Here is a 21,446-nt window from a genome sequence, read left to right on the forward strand (position 1 = left end):
ACCGAAGCACCTCGGTCCGGACCGGCGTGGCGTTTCTCCGTGTGCGGCAGGCATGGCCTCATGAGTGACACCAGCACTGCGTACGAGCCGGCGGTCGTCGTCGGCGTGGACGGGTCCGAGCACAGTCTGCGGGCCCTGGAGTGGGCGCTGAGCGCCGCGGAGGGCATGGGCGCGCCGCTGGTGGTGGCCCATGTGCGCTCGGAGGCGCTCCAGCTGGGCGCCGCCCGTATCGCCTCCCTGGGCAAGGAGCCGGAGCTTCCCGACACGGTCGCGCGGGCCGTACGGACGGTGGTGGAGGAGCGGGGGCACCGGGTGCCGGTGCGGTACGACTCGCTGGACGGGTCCGTGACGGACGCCCTGCCGGAGGCGGCGCGGGGGGCGCGGCTCCTGGTGACCGGTTCCCGGGGGCACGGGGGCTTCGCGAGCCTGCTGCTCGGCTCGACCAGCCGGACGCTGGCCATGACGGCGCCCTGCCCGCTGGTGGTCGTCCCGCACGAGGCGCGCGCCGCCGCGCTCGTGGACGGGGCGGAGGCGGGGCGGGTGCTGCTCGGGCTGCACGTGGAGGAGACCCCGGACGAGGCGGTGGGCTTCGCCTTCGAGGCGGCTCGCCACCGGGGCGTGCCGCTGGAGGCGGTGAGCGCGTTCCGGATGCCGCCGCCACAGGCCGCGCTGCTTCCGGTGCCTTCTCCCGCACTCCAGGTGCCGCCGCTGCCCGCCGCGGACGAGGTGGAGGAGGCGGACGGGCTGCTGAAGGAGGCCCGCCGGCAGCAGGAGGAACGGCTGCGGCCGTTCGCCGTGCGGTGGCCGGGGGTGGAGCTGGTGCCCGTGGTGGTGCCGGGGGACGCCGCGGGCCGGCTCGTGGAGGGGTCGCGGGACGCGGGTCTCGTGGTGGTGGGCCGGCATCACCGGCACCGCTTCGGCGCGCTGCACCTCGGTTCCGTCGCGCACGCGGTGCTGCATCACGCGCACTGCCCGGTCGCGGTGGTGCCGCCTGCGGCCGCGCCACACAGAGCATGACAGTCCGGGCACGACAGTCCCCGGCGGTCCGGGTCGGTTCGCGCGGTCGTCGGCCGTCGCCGACGGCTCCGTGCCCGACCGGCCCCGCCGGGGGCCTGGCCAGAGCCGAGATCAGGGTCACGCGGGCCTTCGGACGTCTCCGTCGGCGGGTGCGGCTCTTTCCGGTTGTCCGGTGTAAGAACGAGTCTCCTCCCTTTTCAGCCCTTTTCAAGGGTTTTGCAGCTTTTATTACGCGCGAGGGGCGTTGTCGGAGGTGCCTGGTAGACAGGGGCCATGACGACCGCAGATCACGCCGCCACCGCCGCCCGCAACCTCAAGGTGCCGCCCGCCCGTGCCTCGCTCGGCGCGGGGGTCGTGGTGACCGACGATTCCGGCCGCGTCCTGCTGGGCCTGCACCGCTCCGGGGTGTGGGAGCTGCCGGGCGGCATGGTCGAGCCGGGCGAGTCGATCGAGGCCGCAGCGGTCCGCGAGCTGGCCGAGGAGACGACGCTGGTGGCGGAGGCGGCCGAGGTCGAGCTCCTCGGGCTGGTCCTGGACTCCGTCACCTCGTCGGAGCTGACCCGGCTGACCGCGGCCACGGCCGTGCGCGGCTTCCGCGGCGTGCCCGCCGTGGCCGAGCCGGACAAGATCGAGCGCTGGGAGTGGACGGACCCGGATCAGCTGCCGGAGGCCCTGTTCCTGCCGTCGGCGCAGGTGCTGCGGATGTGGCGGCCCGGGCTCCCGATCCCCGACGGCCCGTTCCACCGCTACGGCCTGGGGCGCCTGCCCGACTGAGGGAGGTGCTCACTGTGCGTCACCGCGCGGGTCCGGGCGAGCGTGGTTAGCGTGGCACAGGGAACACGTCATCGAACCGGAAGTGGGAGTCACCGTCATGGCCGCACGACCTGAAGGCACGCCGGTCTGGACCGACGCGATGTTCACCGACCTCAAGGGCGCGAAGACGTTCTACGAAGACGTCCTCGGCTGGGACTTCGGCGAGGCCTCGTCGGAGTTCGGCAACTACACGCAGGCGTACAAGGGCGGCAAGGCGGTCGCGGCCGTCGTCCCGCCGATGCCGGGGCAGGACGGGGAGCCGCAGTCGGCCTGGTGTCTGTACTTCGCCTCGCCGGACGTCGCGGCGACGGCGGAGAAGATCCGGGGCGCGGGCGGCACCGTCCTGATGGAGCCGATGCAGGTCGGCGACTTCGGCTCGATGTGCATCGCGCAGGATCCGGCGGGCGTCACGTTCGGCGTCTGGCAGGCCGGTGTGCACGAGGGCTTCGAGCGGGAGGGCGAGCCCGGCGCGTACACCTGGGCCGAGGTCTTCACGCGGGAGCCGGCGAAGTCCGACGCCTTCTTCACCGAGGTCTTCGGCTACAACTCGAAGAAGATGAAGGACGAGCACATGGACTACCGGGTCTTCGACCTCGGTGGCGAGCAGCCCGTCCTGGGCCGGATGACGATGACGGCGGAGGACTTCCCGGCGGAGATCCCCTCGTACATCCAGATCTACTTCGCCGTCGACAACTGCGACCTGGCCATCGAGCGGGCCGAGGCGCTCGGCGGGCGGAAGGTGTTCGGGCCGATGGACAGCCCGTTCGGCCGGCTCGCGGCGATCGTGGACCCGCAGGGCGCCCCCTTCGCGGTGATCGACGAGAAGACCACCGTCGGCGACATGCCCGAGTTCGAGTGAGCGGAGCGGCGCGGCGCGGCGCCACAGGGTCGCCGCGCCGCACTGCGTCAGGCCGTGTCGCGGACGGCGGCGATGCCGTTGAAGACGCCCACGTACGCGGTGCCGTCGGGGCCGAGGGTGATCGGCGCCCAGTTGTTGTCGTAGGACAGGCCCGTTCCGGTGAAGCGCGAGTAGGCGCGCTGCCCGGTGCGGAAGTCGACGGCCGTGAGGTACCAGGCGTCGATGCCCCAGGAGTTGGGGCGCTTCTCGTAGAAGTACAGCAGTCCGTTGGCGGTGGACAGCTTCGGGACGGTGGACGGCGAGCGGACGTCGCTCTCCCAGACGGTGTCGCAGCCGCTGCCGTCGGCGCGGACGTCGATCCTGGTGGCGCCGCCGACGACGCTGCGGCCGAGCAGGAGCGTCCCGATGTTCTCGTAGCCGTAGTTGTTCTCGACGACGAGGCTGTTCCCCCAGCTGATCAGGGAGTTGTCGGTGGTGGAGGCGCCGGATCCGAAGACCGGCACCTTGCAGACGAGCCGCTGGGAGTCGGGCACGCCGGCGCCGCGGCGGTAGACGAGGACGTTCATGCGGTCGTCGGCGTTGTCGGTGATGGCGACGTACTGGTCCTCGGTGCCGAAGAGGTCGGGGGTGGTACCCGAACCCTGGTTCACCGAGCCGGGCTTGGTGCCGGTCCCCCGGTCGTACGTCTCGCGCCACTGGACGCGCGGGACGCCGTCGGCGTCGGCGCGGAAGCCGTACAGGGCGTGGTCGGTGACGATGGAGACGCCGTCCTCGGCGACGGAGAAGGAGTTCTGGATCTCCTCGCCGTCGAGCCGGATCGCCCGCAGGGCGCCCGTCGCGGGGTCGACGGTGCCGACGCGGCCGAGGCGGGTGACCCACCAGATGCGGCCGTCCCAGTCCGGCATGACGGAGGTGACGGGATCGCAGACGCCGCTGGGGAAGAGGTTGGTCCAGCTGACGCAGTCGTGGGGCACGAGGGGGGTGAGGTCCCAGTCGTTCTCGACGGCGAACTCCCAGGCGCCGTCGGCCTTCTGGCGGTGGGCGATGCGCAGGACGTGCTGGCGTGAGTCGGCGAGGACGACCCGGTCGCGGTCGTCGAGGTAGAAGTAGGCGCCGCCAGAGGTGTCCTTGAAGATCTTCTCGTGGGCGGCGATTCTCTTTGCTCCCACACTGGTGGGAACTATTTATGGCATGAGCTTCGACTCCATGCCGGAGCTACGCTGGGGCCTCGGGTACCCTTCGCCATCGGCTTGACATGGGTGGTATGCGGCAGTTTGTACGTTATTTTCAAGCGAAGAGGCTGACTGTAGCGGGCACCTGTCTCAAACACGCGCCGCGCACTGTTTGCGCATGCATCGCCGCGCAAACCGCCCATACGGGGCGCTGGGGAGAAGTGATGCGGGCGATCTCCTCATCCTCCTCCCGGCAGGCCTTTGACCAGCGCTTTTTGGTGCTGCACGAGCATTGGGGAGGGCCTGGGGAGAAACGACTGGCATCACGGGTCTGGCAGCCGCACGTCGGAGCCACGCGGGTCACCAATCGGCGGCGTCTACGAGAGACAGACAGCGCCGACGCCCATCACGGGCAGTGAGATCAGTGCAAGGCTGGGTCGGGGCGTCCGGCCCTCGCAGGCGCCAAGGCACAACCCCGCCGCAGCCTCGCTCAGCCGGTCCGCGTCACGAGCCAGCCGTCCACTGTGGGGGACATCGCCATGCTCACCGTCGGCCACATCCCTGAACGACTAAGCACTGTCCGGCGGATCATGCGATTACTAGGATCCAGGGATGTCCGTTCCCTGTCGGTCAGTGCCGGGGACTGGGCGGATGCGGCAGCGATGAACGGTGCGGATCCGGTGCTTCCCGCAGCGGATGGTGAACGGGGGGCCTGTGGGGAGTCGACGGCTGCATGGGTGGCTCGGGGCAGCGATGGCTCTGCTTCTCGCGGGATCGGCTGCCATGCTTCTGGGCAGGTCGTGGACCACCTGCGATGCGGGAGTGAGCAACGCGGCCAACAGCGGTTTCCTGCTGTGGCTGTTCATCCCGGGCCTCTGGACGGTCCTGCTGCTGGCCTGGGTCGCGGTGGGCGCCCTTCTCGGGAACCGTCCCCTCCTCCATGCCTGTGCCCTCGCGGTGACGCTCCTCGGTGTTTTCTGGTGCGTCCTCTCGATCTTCTGGGAGGGCGCCGCCACTCCTCCGTGCCCCGGCGGCGTGCCCCCGTGGTGGCCGAGCTTCATCCCCGTCCCGGGATTCTGAGAGATCGGTTCTGGTAGTTCACGGCTTGAGTACCTGTTTCTGAAGGCTCTCTGATCTTGAACGACCCCTCGGGTAGGGTGACGCGACAGTTCGGAGGGGGAGCGGAAGATGAAGTGGCAAGCGCTGCGAGCGGTGACCGTGTTGGGTCTGTCAGGGGTACTCATCACGGGATGCAGCGATTCCGAAGGTGTGAATCGCTCGGACCAGCCCTCGGCCTCCGCCTCGGTGTCAAGTGAGGTGGTCTCGACGAAGGCGCAGGCCGCCGAGAAGGTGAAGCTCGCCGTTGAGGAGAGCATCTCGACGGATGAACAGCAGTTCGGTTCGGGCGCGAACTCTCCCTGCTCAACGTCGTCGTCCCAGATGTTCACTACGAAGTGCAAGGCAGCAGCCGACGCCACGTCTGAGGCTGCCGACCTGGCCCTGAGTGAAATCAATGGGCGTGAGGGATTCGCGACGCTTGATTCCGTTGCTCGGAAGATCCAGGCCGCGGTTCGTACCTACGAAACCTTGGGATGCGCCACGGGGCCGACGGCAGCGGACACACGTAAGGCATGCCTGGAGCCGGCTGCTGTCATAGCGCAGGGGTTCCCGGATCTGCGGAGCGGGGCCAATCTGGGTCTGGCCGGTAAGTAGTCCGGCAAAGACGCGGGAACCGTCGGCGTGTGAACGGCGAGAAGGACGACGCCCCTGGTGGCCGACGGGTAGTCAGGCCGCCTGCGCGAGCGAGGCCCGGGTAGGACGTGTCTTGGTCCGCTTGAAGGGCCGCGCGTCGTCGTTCAAGACCTTGATCCACTCTTCGAGTGCGGTCTTGAGGTCGTCGAGCGAGCAGAACACTCCGCGAGCCAGGCAGCGTCGTTCCAGCTCAGCGAACCACCGCTCGACCTGATTGACCCAGGACGAGTAGGTAGGGGTGAAATGGAGCTGGAAGCGGGGGTGCGCGAGGAGCCACTTGTGCACCACGGGCGCTTTGTGGGCGGAGAGGTTGTCGCAGATGACGTGGACCGCCAAACCGGACTCGGTCTGGCGGTCGATCTCATCGAGGAAGTCACGGAAGTCCACCGCCCGGTGCTGGCGGACAGCTTGCTGATCACCTTGCCGGTCGCGGTGTTCAGCGCGGCGAACAGGTCGACGGTGCCGTGGCGGACGTAGTCGAAGCTGCGGCGCTCGGGCACTCCCGGGATCATCGGCAGGACCGGTGCGGTCCGCTGAAGGGCCTGGATCTGCGGTTTCTCGTCCACGGCGAAGACGGCGGCGTTCGCTGGCGGGGCGAGATAGAGGCCGACGACATCGCGGATCTTGTCGATCAGGAACGGGTCCGGGGAGATCTTGAACGTCTCGGTTCGCCACGGCTGGAGGCCGAAGGCGTGCCAGATCCTCAGCACGCTCGCGGGCGAGATGCCCACGACCTTGGCCAGCTCCCGCTTGGACCAGTGCGTGCCCGCGGGAGGTGCCTCTTCCAGGGTGCGGACCACGACCTCTTCGACCTGGGCATCGGTGATGGTCCGCGGGACCCCGGGCCGCGGTTCGTCCGCGAGTCCATCCAGCCGCTGGGCCAGGAACCGGGTGCGCCAGTGGTGCACGGTGGCTCTGCCGACACCGAGCCGCGCGGCGACCACGGTGATGTTCCAGCCGTTCGCGCACGCCAGCACAATGCGTGCGCGAACGGCCAACCCCTGCGCGGTCGAGCGGCGCTTGGCCCAGTTCTCCAGCGTCAGCCGCTCGACGTCCGACAGCACGACAGGTTTTAGTCGGGTATCGCCCATGCCCGCAGCACAGCGTCAACGCGCGACCTGCTGCAGGCGAACACCGCGATCTGAAACAGGGAACGCCTCATGTGGCGACCCACGACCTCAAAACCAGGTCACTAGCCTCGCGCTTTCACGGGCAGCTGCGTCCATTGCTTGATCAAAAACACGAGGAGTGCTCCTGACCTGCAACGATGGGACTTGTCTAGGGTCCTGTTCGTCGCGTGGGAAGAAGCACTCCTCAGGTGAAGAAGCGTATCGGGTCGTACCCGCGTGTCCGTGTTGAGGGCGGTGGTCGCGGGGTGGTCTCGCAGGCCGGCGGGGTGCTGCTGGTGGAAACGGCCCGCCGGGCCGGACTGGATCAGGCGATATCGGCGGCGCTCGCGCCGTGGCGCAAGCGCAGGGCGGTGCACGATCCGGGCAAGGTCCTGCTGGATGTCGCGTTGGCGGTCGCGCTGGGCGGGGACTGCCTGGCGGACGTGGCGGTGCTGCAGGCCGAACCTGCGGTGTTCGGGCCGGTGGCGCCCGACCCGACCGTCTCCCGGCTGATCGACACCCTCGCCGGTGCCGGGCCGCGGGCGCTTGTGGCCGTCCGGCGCGCTCGGGCCGAAGTGCGTCAGCACGTCTGGCGGTTGGCCGGGCAGAACGCCCCGGATCAGCAAGGCGAGGTGGTCGTGGACATCGACGGGGTGCTGGTTGTGGCGCACTCCGAGAAGCAGGATGCCGCCGCGACCTGGAAGAAGACCTTCGGCCATCACCCGTTGTTCGCGTTCGTCGACCACGGCCGCGAGGGGTCCGGGGAGCCGGTGGCCGGGCTGCTGCGGCCGGGCAACGCGGGCAGCAACACCGCCGCCGACCACATCGAAGCCGCCCGCCTGGCCCTGGCCCAGCTGCCGAAGAAGCACCGGCGCGGACGCCGCACGCTGATCCGCACCGATTCCGGCGGCGGCACGCACGAGTTCCTGGACTGGCTGACCGCGCGTGGACGGTGGCTGTCGTACTCGGTCGGCATGGTCATCACCGAGCAGATTCACCAGGCTGTGCTGAAGGTGCCGACCGCGGCCTGGACGGCGGCCGTCGAACCCGGCGGCGAGATCCGCGACGGCGCCTGGGTCGCCGAACTCGCCGACAACTGCCTGACAGGCTGGCCGAAGGGGATGCGGCTGATCGTCCGCAAGGAACGGCCCCACTCCGGTGCCCAGTTGCGGATCACCGACGCCGACGGCATGCGGATCACCTGTTTCGCCACCAACACCAAGAACACCCCGATCGCCCGACTGGAGCTGCGGCACCGCCAGCGCGCGAGGGCCGAGGACCGTATCCGAACCGCCCGCGACACCGGCCTGCGCAACCTCCCTCTTCATCAGACCGCACAGAACCGGATCTGGCTGGAGATCGTCCAGATCGCGCTCGACCTGCTGGCCTGGATGCCGATGCTCGCCCTGACCGGCCAGACTCGCCGCTGGGAGCCCAAACGCCTGCGGCTGCGACTGTTCTCCGCCACCGCCCAGCTCGTGACAAGCGGCCGCCGCCGCATCCTCCGCCTGGCCCGCCACTGGCCCTGGACCGACGTGATCACCAGTGCGTTCGAGCGACTGCGAGCCCTGCCGAACCCCGGCTGACCAGCGACAACGACCTGCCCCGACGAGCACCCGCTACACCCGGAGCCATGGAACCCGGCGCCCACCCGACGCGACAGCCGGGCCACCGACGTGCCCACAACAGTTCCGACAAGCCGAAACGGCCCGCCGGGCGAACCGACGGACCGTCACGAAAGATCGAGGCTAGTCCCAGATAGGCTATTTCTATTCTTGCTGGCCACGCGACGAATAGACAGCCTCGACTAGAGAGTTGTACGCCGAGTACATGGAAGCAAGGAGCCTTTTCCAACCTCACGCTGACGCGTGGTGAAGGACGAGGACGGCCTGGACGATCGCTGTGATGCGGTTGGTGCTGCAGCGGAGCTTCCGTAGGAGACGCCAGCCCTTCAGGGTGGCCATGGCCTGCTCGCCGAGGCAGCGGATCTTGGCGTGTGTGCTGTTGTGGCGGCGCTGCCACCGCTTGAGGCGACGGCCGCGGAAGGGCACCCGGATGGAGCCGCCGGCGCCCTGGTATGCCTTGTCGGCCCAGCACTTGAGGTCGGCGTCGGTGAGTGCTTCGACGATCCCGTGAGTGCGGGCGGCGGTCAGGTCGTGGGTGGAGCCGGGCAACGCGGGCGAGGCCCACAACAGGCGGCCGAACGGGTCGGTGAGGACTTGGATGTTCATGCCGTGCCGCTTGTGTTTGCCTGAGTAGTACGGGGTGTCGGCGGCTATCCGGTCGATCGGTAGCAGGGTGCCGTCCAGGATCACGAACGCCTTGGTCCGCGCGATGCGCATCGCCTCGGCCAGGGTGGGCGCGAGCGCGGCCAGCACGTCGACGGCCTCGCGTATGTAGCGGTATGCGGTATGCGGTCGCGATGCCGATACCGAATCCGGCGGCGAGCCGGGCGTAGGTGTCACCACAGCGCAGATGGGCCAGGGCGAGCAGAGCCTGACGACCGGCGGTCAGACGCCGCCACCGGGTCCCGATCTCCTGCCGCCTGACTGTCAGACGCCCGGTCAGGAACCGCAGGGTGCGACTGGAAAGGTCGATCGAGGACGGGTAGACAAGCACGCGAAGCTCCTGGCGGACACGGGTGATCTTGGTCGAGAACCCGTCTACCAGGAGCTTCGTCGTTCCGCAGTTCCGTCCAACACGTGTTACTGAGCCTCTTTCATCCTGAGTAGCTGCAGGTCAGCAGGGTGTGGACGGCCTGGACGATGGTGCTGATGCGGCGGGTGGAGCATCTGGCTCGGCGGAGGATTCGCCAGGACTTCAGCTGTGCGAAGGCGCGTTCGCCGGGTGCTCTGAGGCGGGCGTGGTCGCGGTTGAACTGCTGGTAGTGCTTGGGCTGTTCGCGGTGGTGGTAGTACGGGGTGCGGATGGTGGCGCCGGCGCCCTGGTAGGCGCGGTCGGCGAGGACGAGAATCTGCCGGGTGAGGCAGGCCTGGACGATGCCGTGGGCGCGGGCCGCGGTCAGGTCGTGGGTGCGGCCCGGTGTCGCGCGGGAGAACCACAGCGGTGTGCCGTCGGGGCGGGCGATGACCTGCACGTTCATCCCATGCTTGCGGTGCTTCATCGAGTAGTACGGCTCGTCCGCACCGATGCGGTCGATGGGGATCAGGGTGCCGTCGACGATGACGTGGTCGCCTTCACCGAGGCCGGTGAGGGCTTCGTGGAGGCCGGGCGCCCAGCCGGCCAGGACGTCCAGCGTCTCGTCGACGTACCGCCAGGCAGTGGCCTGAGATATGCCAAAACCGGCTCCGAGCTGTGAGAACGTCTCGTTCTTCCGCAGGTGGACCAGCGTAAGCAGTGCCTGCTTGAAGCAGCCGAGCTTGCGCCATCGGGTATTGCGGGCCCGACGGTGCTCGTGCAGCAGCCAGGCGACATGCTCGACGAGCTCATGCGGGACGTCGAGCATGGCTCGATACGGAACCATCAGGGCCCCTTCGGTCGCCGGTGTGATGAGTGAGATCACCACGCCAACGACAAGGGGCCCTGTCTCGTTACCACAGCGCTGACCAGCCCATTTCACCCACCAGCACAGGATGAAAGAGGCTCACTGAGCGCTTCAGTTGGCCGGTTGAGCGTTGACCGGGCAGGTGCGCCGTATCCCGTGCGGGCGCCGTCCCCGTTCTACTCCACCGGCTCGCACCAGGCGGCGACGAGATCCTGGAAGCCCGAGAAACGGGTGCCAGGAACAGTCTCACCACTGAACGTCTCGCCGTTGAGCCAGCAGATGTCGAAGATGTCGGTCTCGGTGTCGAGGAGGCAGCACACACCACCGGTGGTGGCGGTGAGGTCGGTGAACACCTTCCTGACGCTCGCGGACTGCACGAACATCCGGCTCATGCTCGAGGTAGCGGCTGTGAACTGCAGTGACGCAAAGTTCGGGTGCCATGCGGGGGAGAACCTGACCGTCAGGTAGATGTACCCGACCGACACCCGTCCCTGCTCGTCGACCCTGTCGGAATCGCGGAGGAAGAACTCGCGCACCGCGTCGTCGACGCCGACGACGATCGAGGTGTCCAGTTCGAGCGAGCCGCCTGCCGAACAGTCGACCGGTTCGCTCTTGAACTTCGAGGTGAACGGCACGATCAACTGCTCTCCGCCCGGCAGGGTCACCGGAAGCGGCGGCGTCTCGCGGCCTTGGGGGCGAGCTCGGCCAGCCGGGTCAGCGCTCTCGCAACGTTCCGAGGGGGCATGAAGATCTCATAGCTGTAGTCCAGCCCCATACCGTCCCGCCTCCCCTGTCCTGAACCGTCATCCTGTCATGATCGGGATCGATCGCCCAGTTGATTCCAACGTGGCTGGCTTCGTCCAGACGCAGTCGGCAACGAAGCGCTCAGTCACAACACGCGGCCACCGCCGACAGGTTGGAAATGGCTCACTGGCCGAACAGGTCTTTCCCGACGGGCCACGCCGACGGGCGTGCCAGCTTTTGGTGGGCGTACGGCCGTTCCCGTCCGGCGCGGCCGGGGTCTCGCTGTGATCCGCGTCCTGGTCGCAGACGACCAGGCCCTTGTCCGCGGCAGCTTCCGCGTTCTCGTGGACACGGCGCCCGATCTGACCGCCGTCGGCGAGGCAGCGACAGGTGCCGAGGCGGTCGAGGTCGCCGGGCGCGAGAAGCCCGACGTCGTGCTCATGAACATCAGGATGCCCGGCATGGACGGCATCGAGGCCACCCGACGGATCACCTCCGAGGCCACGACCGCAGGCGTCAGGGTACTGATCCTGACCACCTTCGACATCGACGCATACGTCTTCGCTGCCCTTCACGCGGGCGCGAGTGGATTCCTCCTCAAGGACACCCGGCCGGCCGACCTCCTGACCGCGATCCGGGTGATCGCTGCCGGCGACGCACTCCTCGCCCCCGGCGTCACCCGGCGCCTCATCGAGGAGTTCACCCGACACCCCGAAGCCGGCGCACTGCCCTCCCCTTCGCTGGCGGAGACAACCGAGCGGGAACAGGAAGTCCTGACCCTCGTCGGCCTCGGCCTCTCGAACACCGAGATCGCCACCCACCTGCACGTGAGTCTCTCCACCGCCAAGACCCACATCGGGCGGCTGCTCATGAAACTCGGCGCCCGCGACCGGGCTCAACTCGTCATCGCCGCCTACGACGCCGGCCTGGTCCGCCCGGCAACCACAGCAGACCCACACCGCACCCACGCCGACTGAACCCGGCGGGTGCGAGACTGCCGGGGTCGCTCGAGGTCATCCGAGGTGCCCGCCTCGGCCTTCCTCGACTCGCTCACCCACGCGAACACCGTCCAGAAGTACGGCATTGCCGTGGGGAGGACGGCGGAGCGGATCGGCGAGGGTCGCCCGTTCGCCGTTGTCGAGGACGAGCAGATCGGCGAAGCGGTGCTCGTCTTCCGATCTCAGTTCCGGGGGGGCGGTGGCGGGGGTGCACCCACCTGGACACTCTCGTTCCTTGTCCCACCACCGCCGAACCGCTCGCCCCGTTCCGATCGCGCCCTGGGCGGACGGGTTGGGAAGCGTGGCAAGTTCGCCCAGGATACGGGCCGCAGACTCGGGTTTGACCAGCTGCTTCAAGTGGCTGCCCCCCCAGTGTGCGAACCTCGGTTGCTCTGTTTCTTCACTTTCGGGCCGCCGCGGGGGCTGCGGCCATGGCGGAGACCCCCGGGCGCGGGTGACGTCTTGGGTGTGTGGCTTTGTTGGTGAGTTACAGCGACGAAGCCAGGTCTGTGGACTTGTCGGCGCCCTACGCGATCACTCCGAGGTCCGACGCAGCACCATGCACACGAAACCGAAGCTGTCGCGGTATCCGTGCAGCCACTCCGAGCGGGCGGCGTTGGCCGTTTCCAGCGCCTGCGCGGCGGCCGGATGGGCGGGGTGGTCGAGTGCCCACGCGGCCAGGGAGCCCCAGCAGGCCCACTCGTAGGTGTCCAGCTCAGCCCGGGTGCTGACATGGCAGTGGACCGGGGTCCAGCCGTCGGCGACGACGCGGTCCACCGTGGTCGCCAGGTCGTCAAGGTCACCGAAGATCTCGAGGGCCGCCGGTGACGGGTCGCGGTCCCAGAACGACTCGCCGATCAGGACGCGGCCACCGGGAGCCAGGTGCTCGCGGGCTGCCGCGAGCGTGGGCAGGAGACCGCCGTAAGCGTGCGTGGCACCGATGCTGATCACCAGGTCGAACGGCTGTGGGGAGACGAAGTCCGCGGCCGCCTGCTGGTGGAGGACCAGGCGCTCGTCGACCCCGAGTCCGCTCGCTGCCTGGCGGGCCCGGGTCAGGGCGACATCGGACACGTCGACGCCTTCGGCGTGCAGGGCCGGGCGCGTGGCCAGAGCGCGCAGCAGCCATTCCGCCGTGCCGCATCCGAGGTCGAGGACGCGCTCGTCGCCTCGCGGCAGGCCGCGCTCGAGTAGCCGGCTGACCGAATCGTCACCGAGCGGGGACTTGATCGGGTGGTCGGCATGCGCAATGCCGGAGATCTGTTCACGGCTCATCGGCGCAGCCTCCACCGTTTCGAGGAGCAGTCTTGCGGCCACCGCCGTCCCGTCGGTGCGGATCTTGTCGGCGACGGCCTTCGCCCGTGCTTCCGCTTCGGGGGTCAGGGCTGTCGCGAGTGCGGCCGACAGGGACTCGAAGGTCGGGGTCGGGCCGTCGTGGGCGGCTCCGATGCCGAGCTCGGCCACACGGCCGGCCCAGTAGGGCTGGTCCGCCATCTGGGGTACCACGACCTGGGGCACGCCGGCCCGGGCGGCCGTCGTCGTGGTGCCCGCGCCGCCGTGGTGCACGATGGCGGCCACCCGGCGGAAGAGGGCCTGATGGTTGACCTCATCGATGGCGAGGCAGTCGTCCTTGTCGTCGGCCGGTTCCAGGTCGGCCCAGCCGCGGGAGAGCAGGACACGGCGGCCCTGCGCGCGGATGGCCTCGATGGCAGCCCGAGTGACGTTCTGCGCGTCGCGCACGGGAATGCTGCCGAAGCCCACGTACACCGGTGGTGTTCCGGCGTTCAGGAACGCCTCCAGATCAGCCGGGAGCGGGCGTTCGTCCGGGCGGATCCACGCGCCGGTCTGCACCACGTCGAGGTCCGCAGGTTCCAGCCACGGACTCAGGACCGGGTCGGCTGCCAGCAACGGCCGATCGGTGAGGACGTGGTCGCGGACGCTGTCCACCGGGGGCAGGCCGATCGATGCCCGGTGCGTGTTGATCGCCTTGCCGAACAGAGCGTTCAGGTTCTCCGCGTTCAGCTCCCACAGCGCCCGGTTGTCGGTCGCCTCCGCCGGGCCGGGCCGGCCCGGCCACGCCAGCGGCGGGTGGTGCGGCGACGGCAGGAACGCCGGAAAGTAGGCCACGGGCATGTAGGGGATGCCCAGCTGCTCCGCCACCGACCGCGCGGCGGCCAAGGCCGGGAGCAGACCGGTCGCCACCACCACCTCACAGCCTTCTGCGACCGCGGCGACCGCATCGTACGTGGAGGTGAGCAACGCTGCCGTGCGCTCGGCCAAGCCCTCCGCCGCCGTCGGCGCCGTGCCGGTCACCACTGCCTTCACGACCGGCCGCAACGGCTGGCCGATCGGTGCCAGCGGGAAGCCCAGGCTCTCCGAAAGCTCTGCGAAGTCCGGCGGCGCGCACACGCGCACTTCCGCGCCGAGCGCCCGCAGACTCACTGCTAGTCCCACCATCGGCTCGACGTCTCCACGCGACCCGTACGCCATCAACAACACACGCATTGAGCGGTTCTCATTTCCATGGATGCCGGCCTGGGCCGGTGAATGCGAGGCAAGGCCGGGGCCTTGCCGGAAGCCCCTGGGGGACCTCGGGTGCGGAGCTGCGGCGGTCACCGAGCCCAGGCAGCTCACGGCTGCCCTGGGTACCGGGTACGGAGGCGACTGCGTCGAAACGCATCGCGACGTGGGCCCCGGCCTGCTCCGGGCGCACATGGGTGCAGCCCGACCAATCCCCCATCCGCATGTGCGGACGGAACGGACTTGCTGGCGATCAGTCCTCGATCGCCTGGTACAGAGTGGTCCAGAAGTCGTGCATCAGGTGGATCGAGTCGGGGACCGACGTGCCGACCTGGGTGAGGAGGATGCCGACGACGTTGTTGACGGGGTCGGCGTAGGTGGAGGTGCCGGCGCCGCCGTCCCAGCCGAACTGGCCGACGGGGGCGTAGTCGCCGCGGTAGGTCCGTACCGCCATTCCGAAGCCCCAGCCGCCGTGCTGGCCCTGGCCGAAGGAGATGTGGACGTTGTTGGTGGCCAGCTCGGTGCGGGCGGCGGTCTGCGCGGGGGTGAGGCGGTTGGTGGTCATCAGTTCCACCGCCTGCCTGGACAGTACGCGCTCACCGCCGTGCTTGCCGCCGTTCAGCAGCATCTTGAAGTAGGCGTGGTAGTCGTCCGCGGTGGAGACCAGACCACCGCCGCCGCCCTGGAACGCCGGAGGGGTGTTCCAACGGCCGCCCTTGGGCTCGTCCCATACGTGGAACTCGCCGGACTCCGGGTCGGGCGCGTAGAGGACCGGCAGTCGGTCGATCTTGTGGTCCGGGACGTGGAAGCCGGTGTCCTCCATCCCCAGTGGGCCGAAGACGTGTTCGCGCAGGGCTTCCTCGAAGGTCTTGCCGGTCACGCGGGACACCAGTACGCCGGCCAGGTCGCTCGCGAGCTGGTACTGCCAGTGGTCGCCGGGCTGGTGCATCAGCGGCAGGGTGCCCAGGCGGCGCAGCCATTCGTCCTGCTCGGGCATCGGCGTGGGCAGGTTGGGCGTCAGCCCCTGTGCGAAGACCTCGTTCATGATCGGCGTACCGATGGAGGTCATGTCCATACCGAGGCCGAAGGTGGAGGTCAGCACGTCCCGGACCGTGATGGGACGGAGCGCCGGGACCGTGTCGTCGAGCGGGCCGTCGAACGCCTTCAGCACCTGACGGTCGGCCAGCTCCGGCAGCCACCGGTCCACCGGGTCGTCCAGCCGCAGCCGGCACTCGTCGAGCAGCACCATCGCCGCCGCTATCGACACCGGCTTGGAAGTGGACGCCATCCGGAAGATGGTGTCCCGGCGCATCGGCGCGCCGCCCTCGTGCTCCATTGTGCCGAGCGTCTCGACGTGCGTCTCGTCGTCCTTGCTGTACAGCGCGACGACGCCGGGGATCTTGCCGGAATCGACGTGTCGGGCCAGCACGTCGCGGATCCTGCGCTGCCCGGAAGCGGTGAACTGGGACATGGCGGGGTGGCGCTCCCTTGTCGGGTGGAAATGTCGGGTGGAGGGGTGAGGTGAGAAGGAGGAGGTGGTGGATGAGGGGGTCAGAGGCTGCGGGCGGAGACGTTGCCGCTGCCGCTGGTGGCGCTGATCTCCAGCACGGGGGAGCCGTCGTTCTTCAGGACGTTGCTGACGCGGCCGTGGCGGGCGTCGGCGTCGAGCGTGGCGGAGACACCGGGGGCGGCGGCGATCGAGATGTCGCCGTGCTGGGTGTGGAGCACCACCGTGCCGCGCACCGCCTCGCCGATGGTGATGCCGCCCCGCGCGGCGGAGATCTCCGCGGGGCCGCCCAGCCGGCCGACGTGGACATCGCCGTCGATAGTGGTAAGCCGCAGGCCCTCTACCTCGGCGATCTCGATGCGGCGGTGGGCGCCATGGACGGTGACGTCGCCGAGCCGGCCCTCGGTGCGCACCTCTGCGGCGGAGGAGGTGACCTCGGCGCGGGAGCCGGTGGGGAGCTGAACCGTCACCTCGACGGATCCGGGGTTGCTCAACACCTGGTTCCGCGCCTCCGGCGAGATGACGCGCAGCACGCCGTCGCCGAACTCGACCGTCGTCTGCTCCGCGGCCTTCACATCGCGGCCCTTGCCGGCGTCCGCGGGACGCACCTCGACGGTGGTCTCGGCGCGGTCGGCGGCGAGGAGGCTGATGCGCCCGGCGGGGATCTCCACAACGGCGGCGATCGCCTCGGGGGTCTTGAACTTCTGCATGGGACGTTCTCCTTGGTGGGGTGGTCTGGCTGTGGCAAGGCCAGGTGGTGGACTGGTCAGGTGGTGGGCAGGTCGAGTTGGTATTCGTGGGTGCTGCGGTGGAAGCGGAAGCCCAGCTGCCGGTTCACGGCGAGCATGTGTGTGTTGTCCTGGGCGTTGTCGGTCTCGATCTCCACGGTTCCGGGGTGCTCGGCACGGAGCCTGCGCACCATCTGTGCCTTGACCCACAGCCCGAGCCCGTGGCCGCGGTGTGCGGGCACCACTGCGGTGTCGTACTGCAGTGCCCGGCGGGTCTCCCCGGCCCGGATGACGATCTCGGTGTATCCGGCCATCTCCCCCTTGACGAGCGCGGCGGTCGTCAGCAGTACGTCGCCGCGCTCGGCCAGCACTTCGGCCATGGCCCGGACCCGGTCGGCGGTCCAGGTCTGACTGCCGTAGTCCATATCGCCCATGGGCATGTCATTCATCGCGTTCTTGGCGGCGGCGAACGCCTCGGCCAGGTCGTCGGGAACCGTGCCGGTCCAGTCGGCCAGTTCGTAGCCGGGGTGCTCGGCGTCGGCCGCGGCGTCGTCGGCCCGGGCGACGTCGAGCAGCAGGTGGTCCAGTGCCAGCACCCGCCGGAAGCCTCGCGCGGTGCAGAAGGCGTCCCCCGGTCCGTCGCCGGCCACGGCGGCGATGATGCTGCGCCGTTCCTCGGCCTGTGCCGCCGCCGCGACCGTGGCCAGCAGGAGCGAGCCGACGCCCGAGCCTCGCCGGTCGGGAGCGACGTGCAGCTCCAGCTCCGACAAGTGCCTTTGACCGGGCGAGGTGAACAACCGCAGCCCTGCCACGCCGACCGCTGCGCCGTCGGGCGCGGTGGCCTGCCAGAGAAGTCGACGGTTGTCCCGCCCGGGGACGGCGAGTTGGGCGTGGACCTGATCGACCGTGGGCCGGGGCTCTTCCGGCAGGTCGCCGGCGAGCGAGGCAGCCACGACCGCGTGCCAGGCGGCGGCATCTTCAGGAGAGACACGAGTGAGGGGGACGACGCTGATCATGTGGGGATCCTCGGTGGGGAAGGCGGTCTCGTTCAGGAGGGAGGTCGGAGTGGATCGGTTCGGGCCACCCGACGCAGCCTGCGTCATCGCGTTCACGTTCCTTCAGTCGGTGTGGCGCACGAGCGGCCAGTCGATGTCGAGACGGGCCGTCGTGGCCAGGTAGGTGGTGAACACGTTGAGAGCGACATGGGCGACGACCTCGACGATCTGCCCGTCGGACAGACCGGCGCGCCGGGCCGCGGCCAGCTGCTCGTCGGTGGCGGCTCCGCGGTCGCGGACCATCACGGCGGCCAGCTCCAAGACGGCGGCGGCCCAGGGTTCCTCGGCCTCACCGTGGCGTGCGCGGCCGGCCTCGGCGGTACTCAGCCCGGCCGTCCTCGTCGCGCGGAACGCGTGCACGGAGAGGCAGTAGTCGGATCCGTTCTCCTGGGCCACCAGCAGCGCGATGCTCTCGCGTACGGCCGCCGGCAGGGTTCCCGCCGCGCTCAGGGCGGTGACGACGGCCACGTACCCCTTGAGCACGGGCGGGCTGTTGGCCATCACCCTGGCCAGGTTCGGTACGACTCCCAGGGCCTGGTGCGTGGCGTTGAACAGAGCTGCGGTCTCGCCGGTCGTGTTCTCCGGTTCGACGGTGTGGAGTGCTGTCATGCGGAGAACTCTGCCGGGCGATCTTGATACATTCCCGATGCGTCTTCGATGCGCGCGACGGTGACCTCTGGAGTGGCGGCATGCGGTTCACGATCCTCGGCCCGGTGGAGGCCGTGGCTCCCGGTACGGGCACGCCCAACCTGGCGCCCCGTCATCGGGCCGTGCTCGCCTACCTGTTGCTGCACTCCGGGGTCGCGATCAGTGTGGATCGCCTGATCGACGCGATGTGGGGGTCGCTGCCGCCGGATTCCGCCCGCGCGCAGATCCAGACCACGATCGCCGCGATCCGGCGGATGCTGCGGGCTTCAGGGGCCGACGGGATGCTGGCGACGCGGCCGGCCGGGTACGTGATCACCCCCGAGCCGGGGCAGCTCGATCTGGAGGAGTTCACCAGCCGGATCGCCAAGGCGCAGGCCGACTCCGACGACCCGGGGGACATCGCGGACCGGATCCGTGCCGCGCTGGCGCTGTGGCGGGGCGAGCCGCTGGCCGACATCACCGCCCCGTACGTCCAGGGCACCCGTGCACGTCTGAACGGGCAGCTCCTGACCGCCGTCGAGCGCCTGGCCGAGCTGGAGCTGGCCCGGGGGCGGCACGACAATCTCATCGACGAACTGTCCGTCCACGCCTCGGCCCACCCCCTGCGGGAACGGCTCTGCTGCCAGCTGATGCTCGCCCTGCACCGCGCCGGACGCCAGACCGACGCGCTGCAGGTGGCACGGGACTTCCGGACGACCCTGGCCGAACATCAAGGGCTCGACCCCGGCCACGCGTTCGGGAAGCTCGAACAGGACATCCTGCGGGACGCCCCCGAACTGCGGCCGCCGGTCACCGCGCCCGCCGCCGCGCAGGCCGTCACGCCGGACGTCGGGCCCGCCGCCGCGCCGGCGAAGCCGCAGAGGGCCAACTTCCTGCCGTACGACGTCCCGGACTTCACCGGACGCGAAGACGAGCTCGACGGGCTGATCCGTCTGTGGTCGGGCGACAACGGCGGTGTCGTGACGATCTCGGCGATCGACGGAATGGCCGGGGTCGGCAAGACGACGCTCGCCGTCCACGCGGGGCACCGCCTCGCGGACCGCTTCCCGGACGGACAACTCTTCGTCGACCTGCAGGCGCACACCGCCGGCCAGGTCCCCCTCGACGCCGGTGCCGCACTCGAGGTCCTCCTGGGCCAACTCGGAGTACCCGCCTCACACATACCCGCGTCGGCCGCCGATCGCGCCGCCCTGTGGCGGTCCGAACTCTCCGACCGCCGCGTGCTGGCCGTGCTCGACAACGCCCTCGGCGCCGACCAGGTACGCCAGTTGCTGCCCGGAGCGGCCTCGCGCGCCCTCGTCCTGATCACCAGCCGCCGACGGCTGACCGACCTGGACGGGGCGCACGCCCTGTCCCTGGACGTACTGCCCGCCGCGGACGCCGAGGAGATGTTCACGGCCGTCGTCGGCGCACGGGCGGCCGCCGAACCCCTGGCCGTCCTCGACGTCCTGCAGCTGTGCGGATTCCTGCCGCTGGCCGTCCGCATCGCCGCTGCACGCCTGCACCACCGTCCCCGCTGGACCGTCGCATACCTGGCCGACCGGCTCCGCGACCAGCGCCGCAGACTCTCCGAGCTGGCCACGTCGGAGCGCGGAGTGGCAGCGGCGTTCACGCTGTCCTACGAGCAGCTGACCGAGGACCAGCAGCGCATGTTCCGGCTCATGGGACTCCAGCCGGGCCGCGACATCAGCGCCGAGGCGGCATCCGCGCTCACCGGCCTCCCGCTCGACGAGGCCGAAACGCTCCTCGAAGACCTCCTGGATGCCCACGTACTGGCGCAACATCAGCTCGGCCGCTACACCTTCCACGACCTGCTGCGCGAACACGCCCTCGCCACCGCGGCCGCCCAGGAACCCCCCGACGCTCAGCGCGAGGCCCTCGGTCGACTGTTCCACCACTATCTCCACATCGCGAGTACGGCCATCGACCATCTCTACCCCGAGGGCAGGAACCGCAGGCCGCGCATCCCCGCGCCGGACACCCCGGCATGGCCCCCGCGGGACGAGGCCGAGGCGATCGCCTGGCTCGACGCCGAACGCGCGAACCTCATGGCGACCAGCCAGTACGCGGCCGAGCACGACATGCTCCCGCACACCACCCGACTGGCCGCCACCCTGCACCGCTACCTCCTCGGCCACGCCCACCAGGCCGACGCGCTGGCCCTCCACGGCCTGGCACTCCAAGCCGGCCGCCGGAGCGGCGACACCGCCGCCGAAGCGCGCACGCTCATCGATCTTGGCGAAGTGCATTTCTGGTGGCACGGCGACCACGAGCAGGCGGCTGAGCAATACCGGCACGCCCTGGACCTCGCGCACGGGATCGGCGACCGAGGTGCCGAGGCCCGCGCACTGCAGGGCCTCGGCATCGTCTCCAGGCGCCGACGGGACTACGACCGGGCCCACGACCACAGCGCGCAGGCCCTCGCGTTCTTCCGCGAGCTCGGCGACCGCGGCGGCGAGGCCCGATGCCTGACCGATCTCGGCATCGTCCACGAGCACCGGGGGCGGCACGAGGACGCCCACGAGCACCATCGGCAGGCGCTGCACGCGTACCGCGAGACGAGATCCCGCATCGGCGAGACCATCGTGCTGAACAACATCGGGCTGCTGTACCAGCGGCAGGGCCGCTACGACGAAGCCCGGCGGCAGCATCGCCAGGCCCTTGAGCTGTGCCGCAGGTTCGACTTCCCCGGAGACGAGGCCGAGTCGCTCAACGCCCTCGCGGAGGCCGCCCGTTCGCTGGGCGACCTGGCCCGGGCCGTGACCGAACACGACAGCGCGCTGACGCTCGCCCGCGAGTTCGGCTACCGCCCCGAGCAGGCCCGCGCCCATGACGGTCTGGCGCACGTCCACCGCGACCTCGGCCGCATCGACCTCGCCCACGACCATGCTCGACATGCCCTGGACCTCTACACCGCCCTCGCCGTCCCCGAGGCCGACGAGATCCGCACCTTCCTCGCCGGGTTGCCGCCGACCACGAATGTCCCGACGACGACCGTCATGTCGTGAGGGCCTGCATCCAG

Annotated in this window: 15 protein-coding genes and 5 pseudogenes; 9 read left to right on the forward strand and 11 right to left on the reverse strand. The window is 69.8% G+C overall.

Annotated features, from left to right (window positions below):
• Positions 1 to 60: 60 nt before the first annotated feature.
• The 3 genes from ACFYX3_RS09920 to ACFYX3_RS09930 all read left to right on the forward strand — a co-directional run bounded on the left by ACFYX3_RS09920 (position 61) and on the right by ACFYX3_RS09930 (position 2,689).
• On the forward strand, positions 61 to 1,017 hold the full coding sequence (locus ACFYX3_RS09920) for a universal stress protein (protein ID WP_389010440.1): 957 nt from the start codon (positions 61 to 63) through the stop codon (positions 1,015 to 1,017).
• A 273-nt stretch (positions 1,018 to 1,290) separates the two neighbouring features.
• Positions 1,291 to 1,791, forward strand: a complete 501-nt coding sequence (locus tag ACFYX3_RS09925) for an NUDIX hydrolase (protein ID WP_389010443.1) — start codon at positions 1,291 to 1,293, stop codon at positions 1,789 to 1,791.
• Positions 1,792 to 1,888: 97 nt separating this feature from the next.
• Positions 1,889 to 2,689: a VOC family protein gene (locus ACFYX3_RS09930; protein WP_389010446.1), complete on the forward strand. Its 801-nt coding sequence runs from the start codon at positions 1,889 to 1,891 to the stop codon at positions 2,687 to 2,689.
• A 47-nt stretch (positions 2,690 to 2,736) separates the two neighbouring features.
• On the opposite strand, the pseudogene ACFYX3_RS09935 reads toward ACFYX3_RS09930, so the two are convergent.
• Positions 2,737 to 3,828, reverse strand: a pseudogene (locus tag ACFYX3_RS09935) (hypothetical protein); the annotation flags it as partial.
• On the opposite strand from ACFYX3_RS09935, the pseudogene ACFYX3_RS09940 reads away from it, so the two are divergent.
• From ACFYX3_RS09940 to ACFYX3_RS09950, 3 genes and pseudogenes are all read left to right on the forward strand, one after another.
• Positions 3,821 to 3,993 (forward strand): annotated as a pseudogene (locus ACFYX3_RS09940) (CorA family divalent cation transporter); the annotation flags it as partial. The pseudogenes ACFYX3_RS09935 and ACFYX3_RS09940 sit on opposite strands and share 8 nt — an antisense overlap.
• Before the next feature lie 690 nt (positions 3,994 to 4,683).
• A complete protein-coding gene (locus ACFYX3_RS09945; RefSeq protein WP_376594624.1) occupies positions 4,684 to 4,941 on the forward strand; it encodes a hypothetical protein in 258 nt (85 codons plus the stop codon).
• A gap of 108 nt (positions 4,942 to 5,049) precedes the next feature.
• The gene (locus tag ACFYX3_RS09950) at positions 5,050 to 5,574 is read left to right on the forward strand and encodes a hypothetical protein (protein WP_376594623.1); all 525 of its coding nucleotides are present in this window, start codon (positions 5,050 to 5,052) and stop codon (positions 5,572 to 5,574) included.
• Positions 5,575 to 5,646: 72 nt separating this feature from the next.
• Here the strand turns inward: ACFYX3_RS09950 and ACFYX3_RS09955 are convergent.
• Positions 5,647 to 6,704, reverse strand: a pseudogene (locus tag ACFYX3_RS09955) (IS630 family transposase).
• 227 nt (positions 6,705 to 6,931) lie between these two features.
• On the opposite strand from ACFYX3_RS09955, the gene ACFYX3_RS09960 reads away from it, so the two are divergent.
• The gene (locus ACFYX3_RS09960; RefSeq protein WP_389010450.1) at positions 6,932 to 8,308 is read left to right on the forward strand and encodes an IS1380 family transposase; all 1,377 of its coding nucleotides are present in this window, start codon (positions 6,932 to 6,934) and stop codon (positions 8,306 to 8,308) included.
• A 270-nt stretch (positions 8,309 to 8,578) separates the two neighbouring features.
• Here the strand turns inward: ACFYX3_RS09960 and ACFYX3_RS09965 are convergent.
• From ACFYX3_RS09965 to ACFYX3_RS09975, 3 genes and pseudogenes are all read right to left on the reverse strand, one after another.
• Positions 8,579 to 9,341 (reverse strand): annotated as a pseudogene (locus tag ACFYX3_RS09965) (transposase family protein).
• A 100-nt stretch (positions 9,342 to 9,441) separates the two neighbouring features.
• On the reverse strand, positions 9,442 to 10,248 hold the full coding sequence (locus tag ACFYX3_RS09970; protein ID WP_389010453.1) for an IS5 family transposase: 807 nt from the start codon (positions 10,246 to 10,248) through the stop codon (positions 9,442 to 9,444).
• 155 nt (positions 10,249 to 10,403) lie between these two features.
• Positions 10,404 to 10,892, reverse strand: a complete 489-nt coding sequence (locus ACFYX3_RS09975) for a hypothetical protein (RefSeq protein ID WP_389010456.1) — start codon at positions 10,890 to 10,892, stop codon at positions 10,404 to 10,406.
• Between the two features lie 363 nt (positions 10,893 to 11,255).
• Here ACFYX3_RS09975 and ACFYX3_RS09980 point away from each other — a divergent pair, with 363 nt between their 5' ends.
• The gene (locus ACFYX3_RS09980) at positions 11,256 to 11,948 is read left to right on the forward strand and encodes a response regulator (RefSeq protein WP_389010459.1); all 693 of its coding nucleotides are present in this window, start codon (positions 11,256 to 11,258) and stop codon (positions 11,946 to 11,948) included.
• Positions 11,949 to 12,503: 555 nt separating this feature from the next.
• On the opposite strand, the gene ACFYX3_RS09985 is transcribed toward ACFYX3_RS09980, so the two are convergent.
• The 6 genes and pseudogenes from ACFYX3_RS09985 to ACFYX3_RS10010 all read right to left on the reverse strand — a co-directional run bounded on the left by ACFYX3_RS09985 (position 12,504) and on the right by ACFYX3_RS10010 (position 18,385).
• Positions 12,504 to 13,241: an SAM-dependent methyltransferase gene (locus tag ACFYX3_RS09985; protein WP_389010555.1), complete on the reverse strand. Its 738-nt coding sequence runs from the start codon at positions 13,239 to 13,241 to the stop codon at positions 12,504 to 12,506.
• A gap of 12 nt (positions 13,242 to 13,253) precedes the next feature.
• Positions 13,254 to 14,471 (reverse strand): annotated as a pseudogene (locus ACFYX3_RS09990) (glycosyltransferase); the annotation flags it as partial.
• Positions 14,472 to 14,739: 268 nt separating this feature from the next.
• On the reverse strand, positions 14,740 to 15,957 hold the full coding sequence (locus ACFYX3_RS09995; protein WP_389010462.1) for a serine hydrolase domain-containing protein: 1,218 nt from the start codon (positions 15,955 to 15,957) through the stop codon (positions 14,740 to 14,742).
• Positions 15,958 to 16,037: 80 nt separating this feature from the next.
• Complete coding sequence (locus ACFYX3_RS10000; protein WP_389010465.1) at positions 16,038 to 16,703, reverse strand: DUF4097 family beta strand repeat-containing protein; 666 nt, start codon at positions 16,701 to 16,703, stop codon at positions 16,038 to 16,040.
• Positions 16,704 to 16,759: 56 nt separating this feature from the next.
• Positions 16,760 to 17,737 carry a GNAT family N-acetyltransferase gene (locus tag ACFYX3_RS10005; protein ID WP_389010468.1) on the reverse strand — a complete coding sequence of 326 codons (978 nt, stop codon included), beginning with the start codon at positions 17,735 to 17,737 and terminating at the stop codon, positions 16,760 to 16,762.
• A 102-nt stretch (positions 17,738 to 17,839) separates the two neighbouring features.
• A complete protein-coding gene (locus ACFYX3_RS10010) occupies positions 17,840 to 18,385 on the reverse strand; it encodes a carboxymuconolactone decarboxylase family protein (protein WP_389010471.1) in 546 nt (181 codons plus the stop codon).
• Positions 18,386 to 18,465: 80 nt separating this feature from the next.
• On the opposite strand from ACFYX3_RS10010, the gene ACFYX3_RS10015 reads away from it, so the two are divergent.
• On the forward strand, positions 18,466 to 21,432 hold the full coding sequence (locus ACFYX3_RS10015) for a BTAD domain-containing putative transcriptional regulator (protein ID WP_389010474.1): 2,967 nt from the start codon (positions 18,466 to 18,468) through the stop codon (positions 21,430 to 21,432).
• The last annotated feature ends 14 nt before the right edge of the window (positions 21,433 to 21,446 follow it).

Origin of the sequence: Streptomyces sp. NPDC002463, from assembly GCF_042889835.1 — a bacterium.
Lineage (GTDB): Bacteria > Actinomycetota > Actinomycetes > Streptomycetales > Streptomycetaceae > Streptomyces > Streptomyces nymphaeiformis.

Bases quoted from the DNA above. Each gene is read 5' to 3' on its own strand.
- ACFYX3_RS09950 (WP_376594623.1), top strand. From the start codon at position 5,050: ATGAAGTGGCAAGCGCTGCGAGCGGTGACCGTGTTGGGTCTGTCAGGG.
- ACFYX3_RS10005 (WP_389010468.1), bottom strand. From the start codon at position 17,737: ATGATCAGCGTCGTCCCCCTCACTCGTGTCTCTCCTGAAGATGCCGCC.
- ACFYX3_RS10010 (WP_389010471.1), bottom strand. From the start codon at position 18,385: ATGACAGCACTCCACACCGTCGAACCGGAGAACACGACCGGCGAGACC.
- ACFYX3_RS09995 (WP_389010462.1), bottom strand. From the start codon at position 15,957: ATGTCCCAGTTCACCGCTTCCGGGCAGCGCAGGATCCGCGACGTGCTG.
- ACFYX3_RS09925 (WP_389010443.1), top strand. From the start codon at position 1,291: ATGACGACCGCAGATCACGCCGCCACCGCCGCCCGCAACCTCAAGGTG.
- ACFYX3_RS09920 (WP_389010440.1), top strand. From the start codon at position 61: ATGAGTGACACCAGCACTGCGTACGAGCCGGCGGTCGTCGTCGGCGTG.
- ACFYX3_RS10015 (WP_389010474.1), top strand. From the start codon at position 18,466: ATGCGGTTCACGATCCTCGGCCCGGTGGAGGCCGTGGCTCCCGGTACG.
- ACFYX3_RS09985 (WP_389010555.1), bottom strand. From the start codon at position 13,241: ATGAGCCGTGAACAGATCTCCGGCATTGCGCATGCCGACCACCCGATC.
- ACFYX3_RS10000 (WP_389010465.1), bottom strand. From the start codon at position 16,703: ATGCAGAAGTTCAAGACCCCCGAGGCGATCGCCGCCGTTGTGGAGATC.
- ACFYX3_RS09930 (WP_389010446.1), top strand. From the start codon at position 1,889: ATGGCCGCACGACCTGAAGGCACGCCGGTCTGGACCGACGCGATGTTC.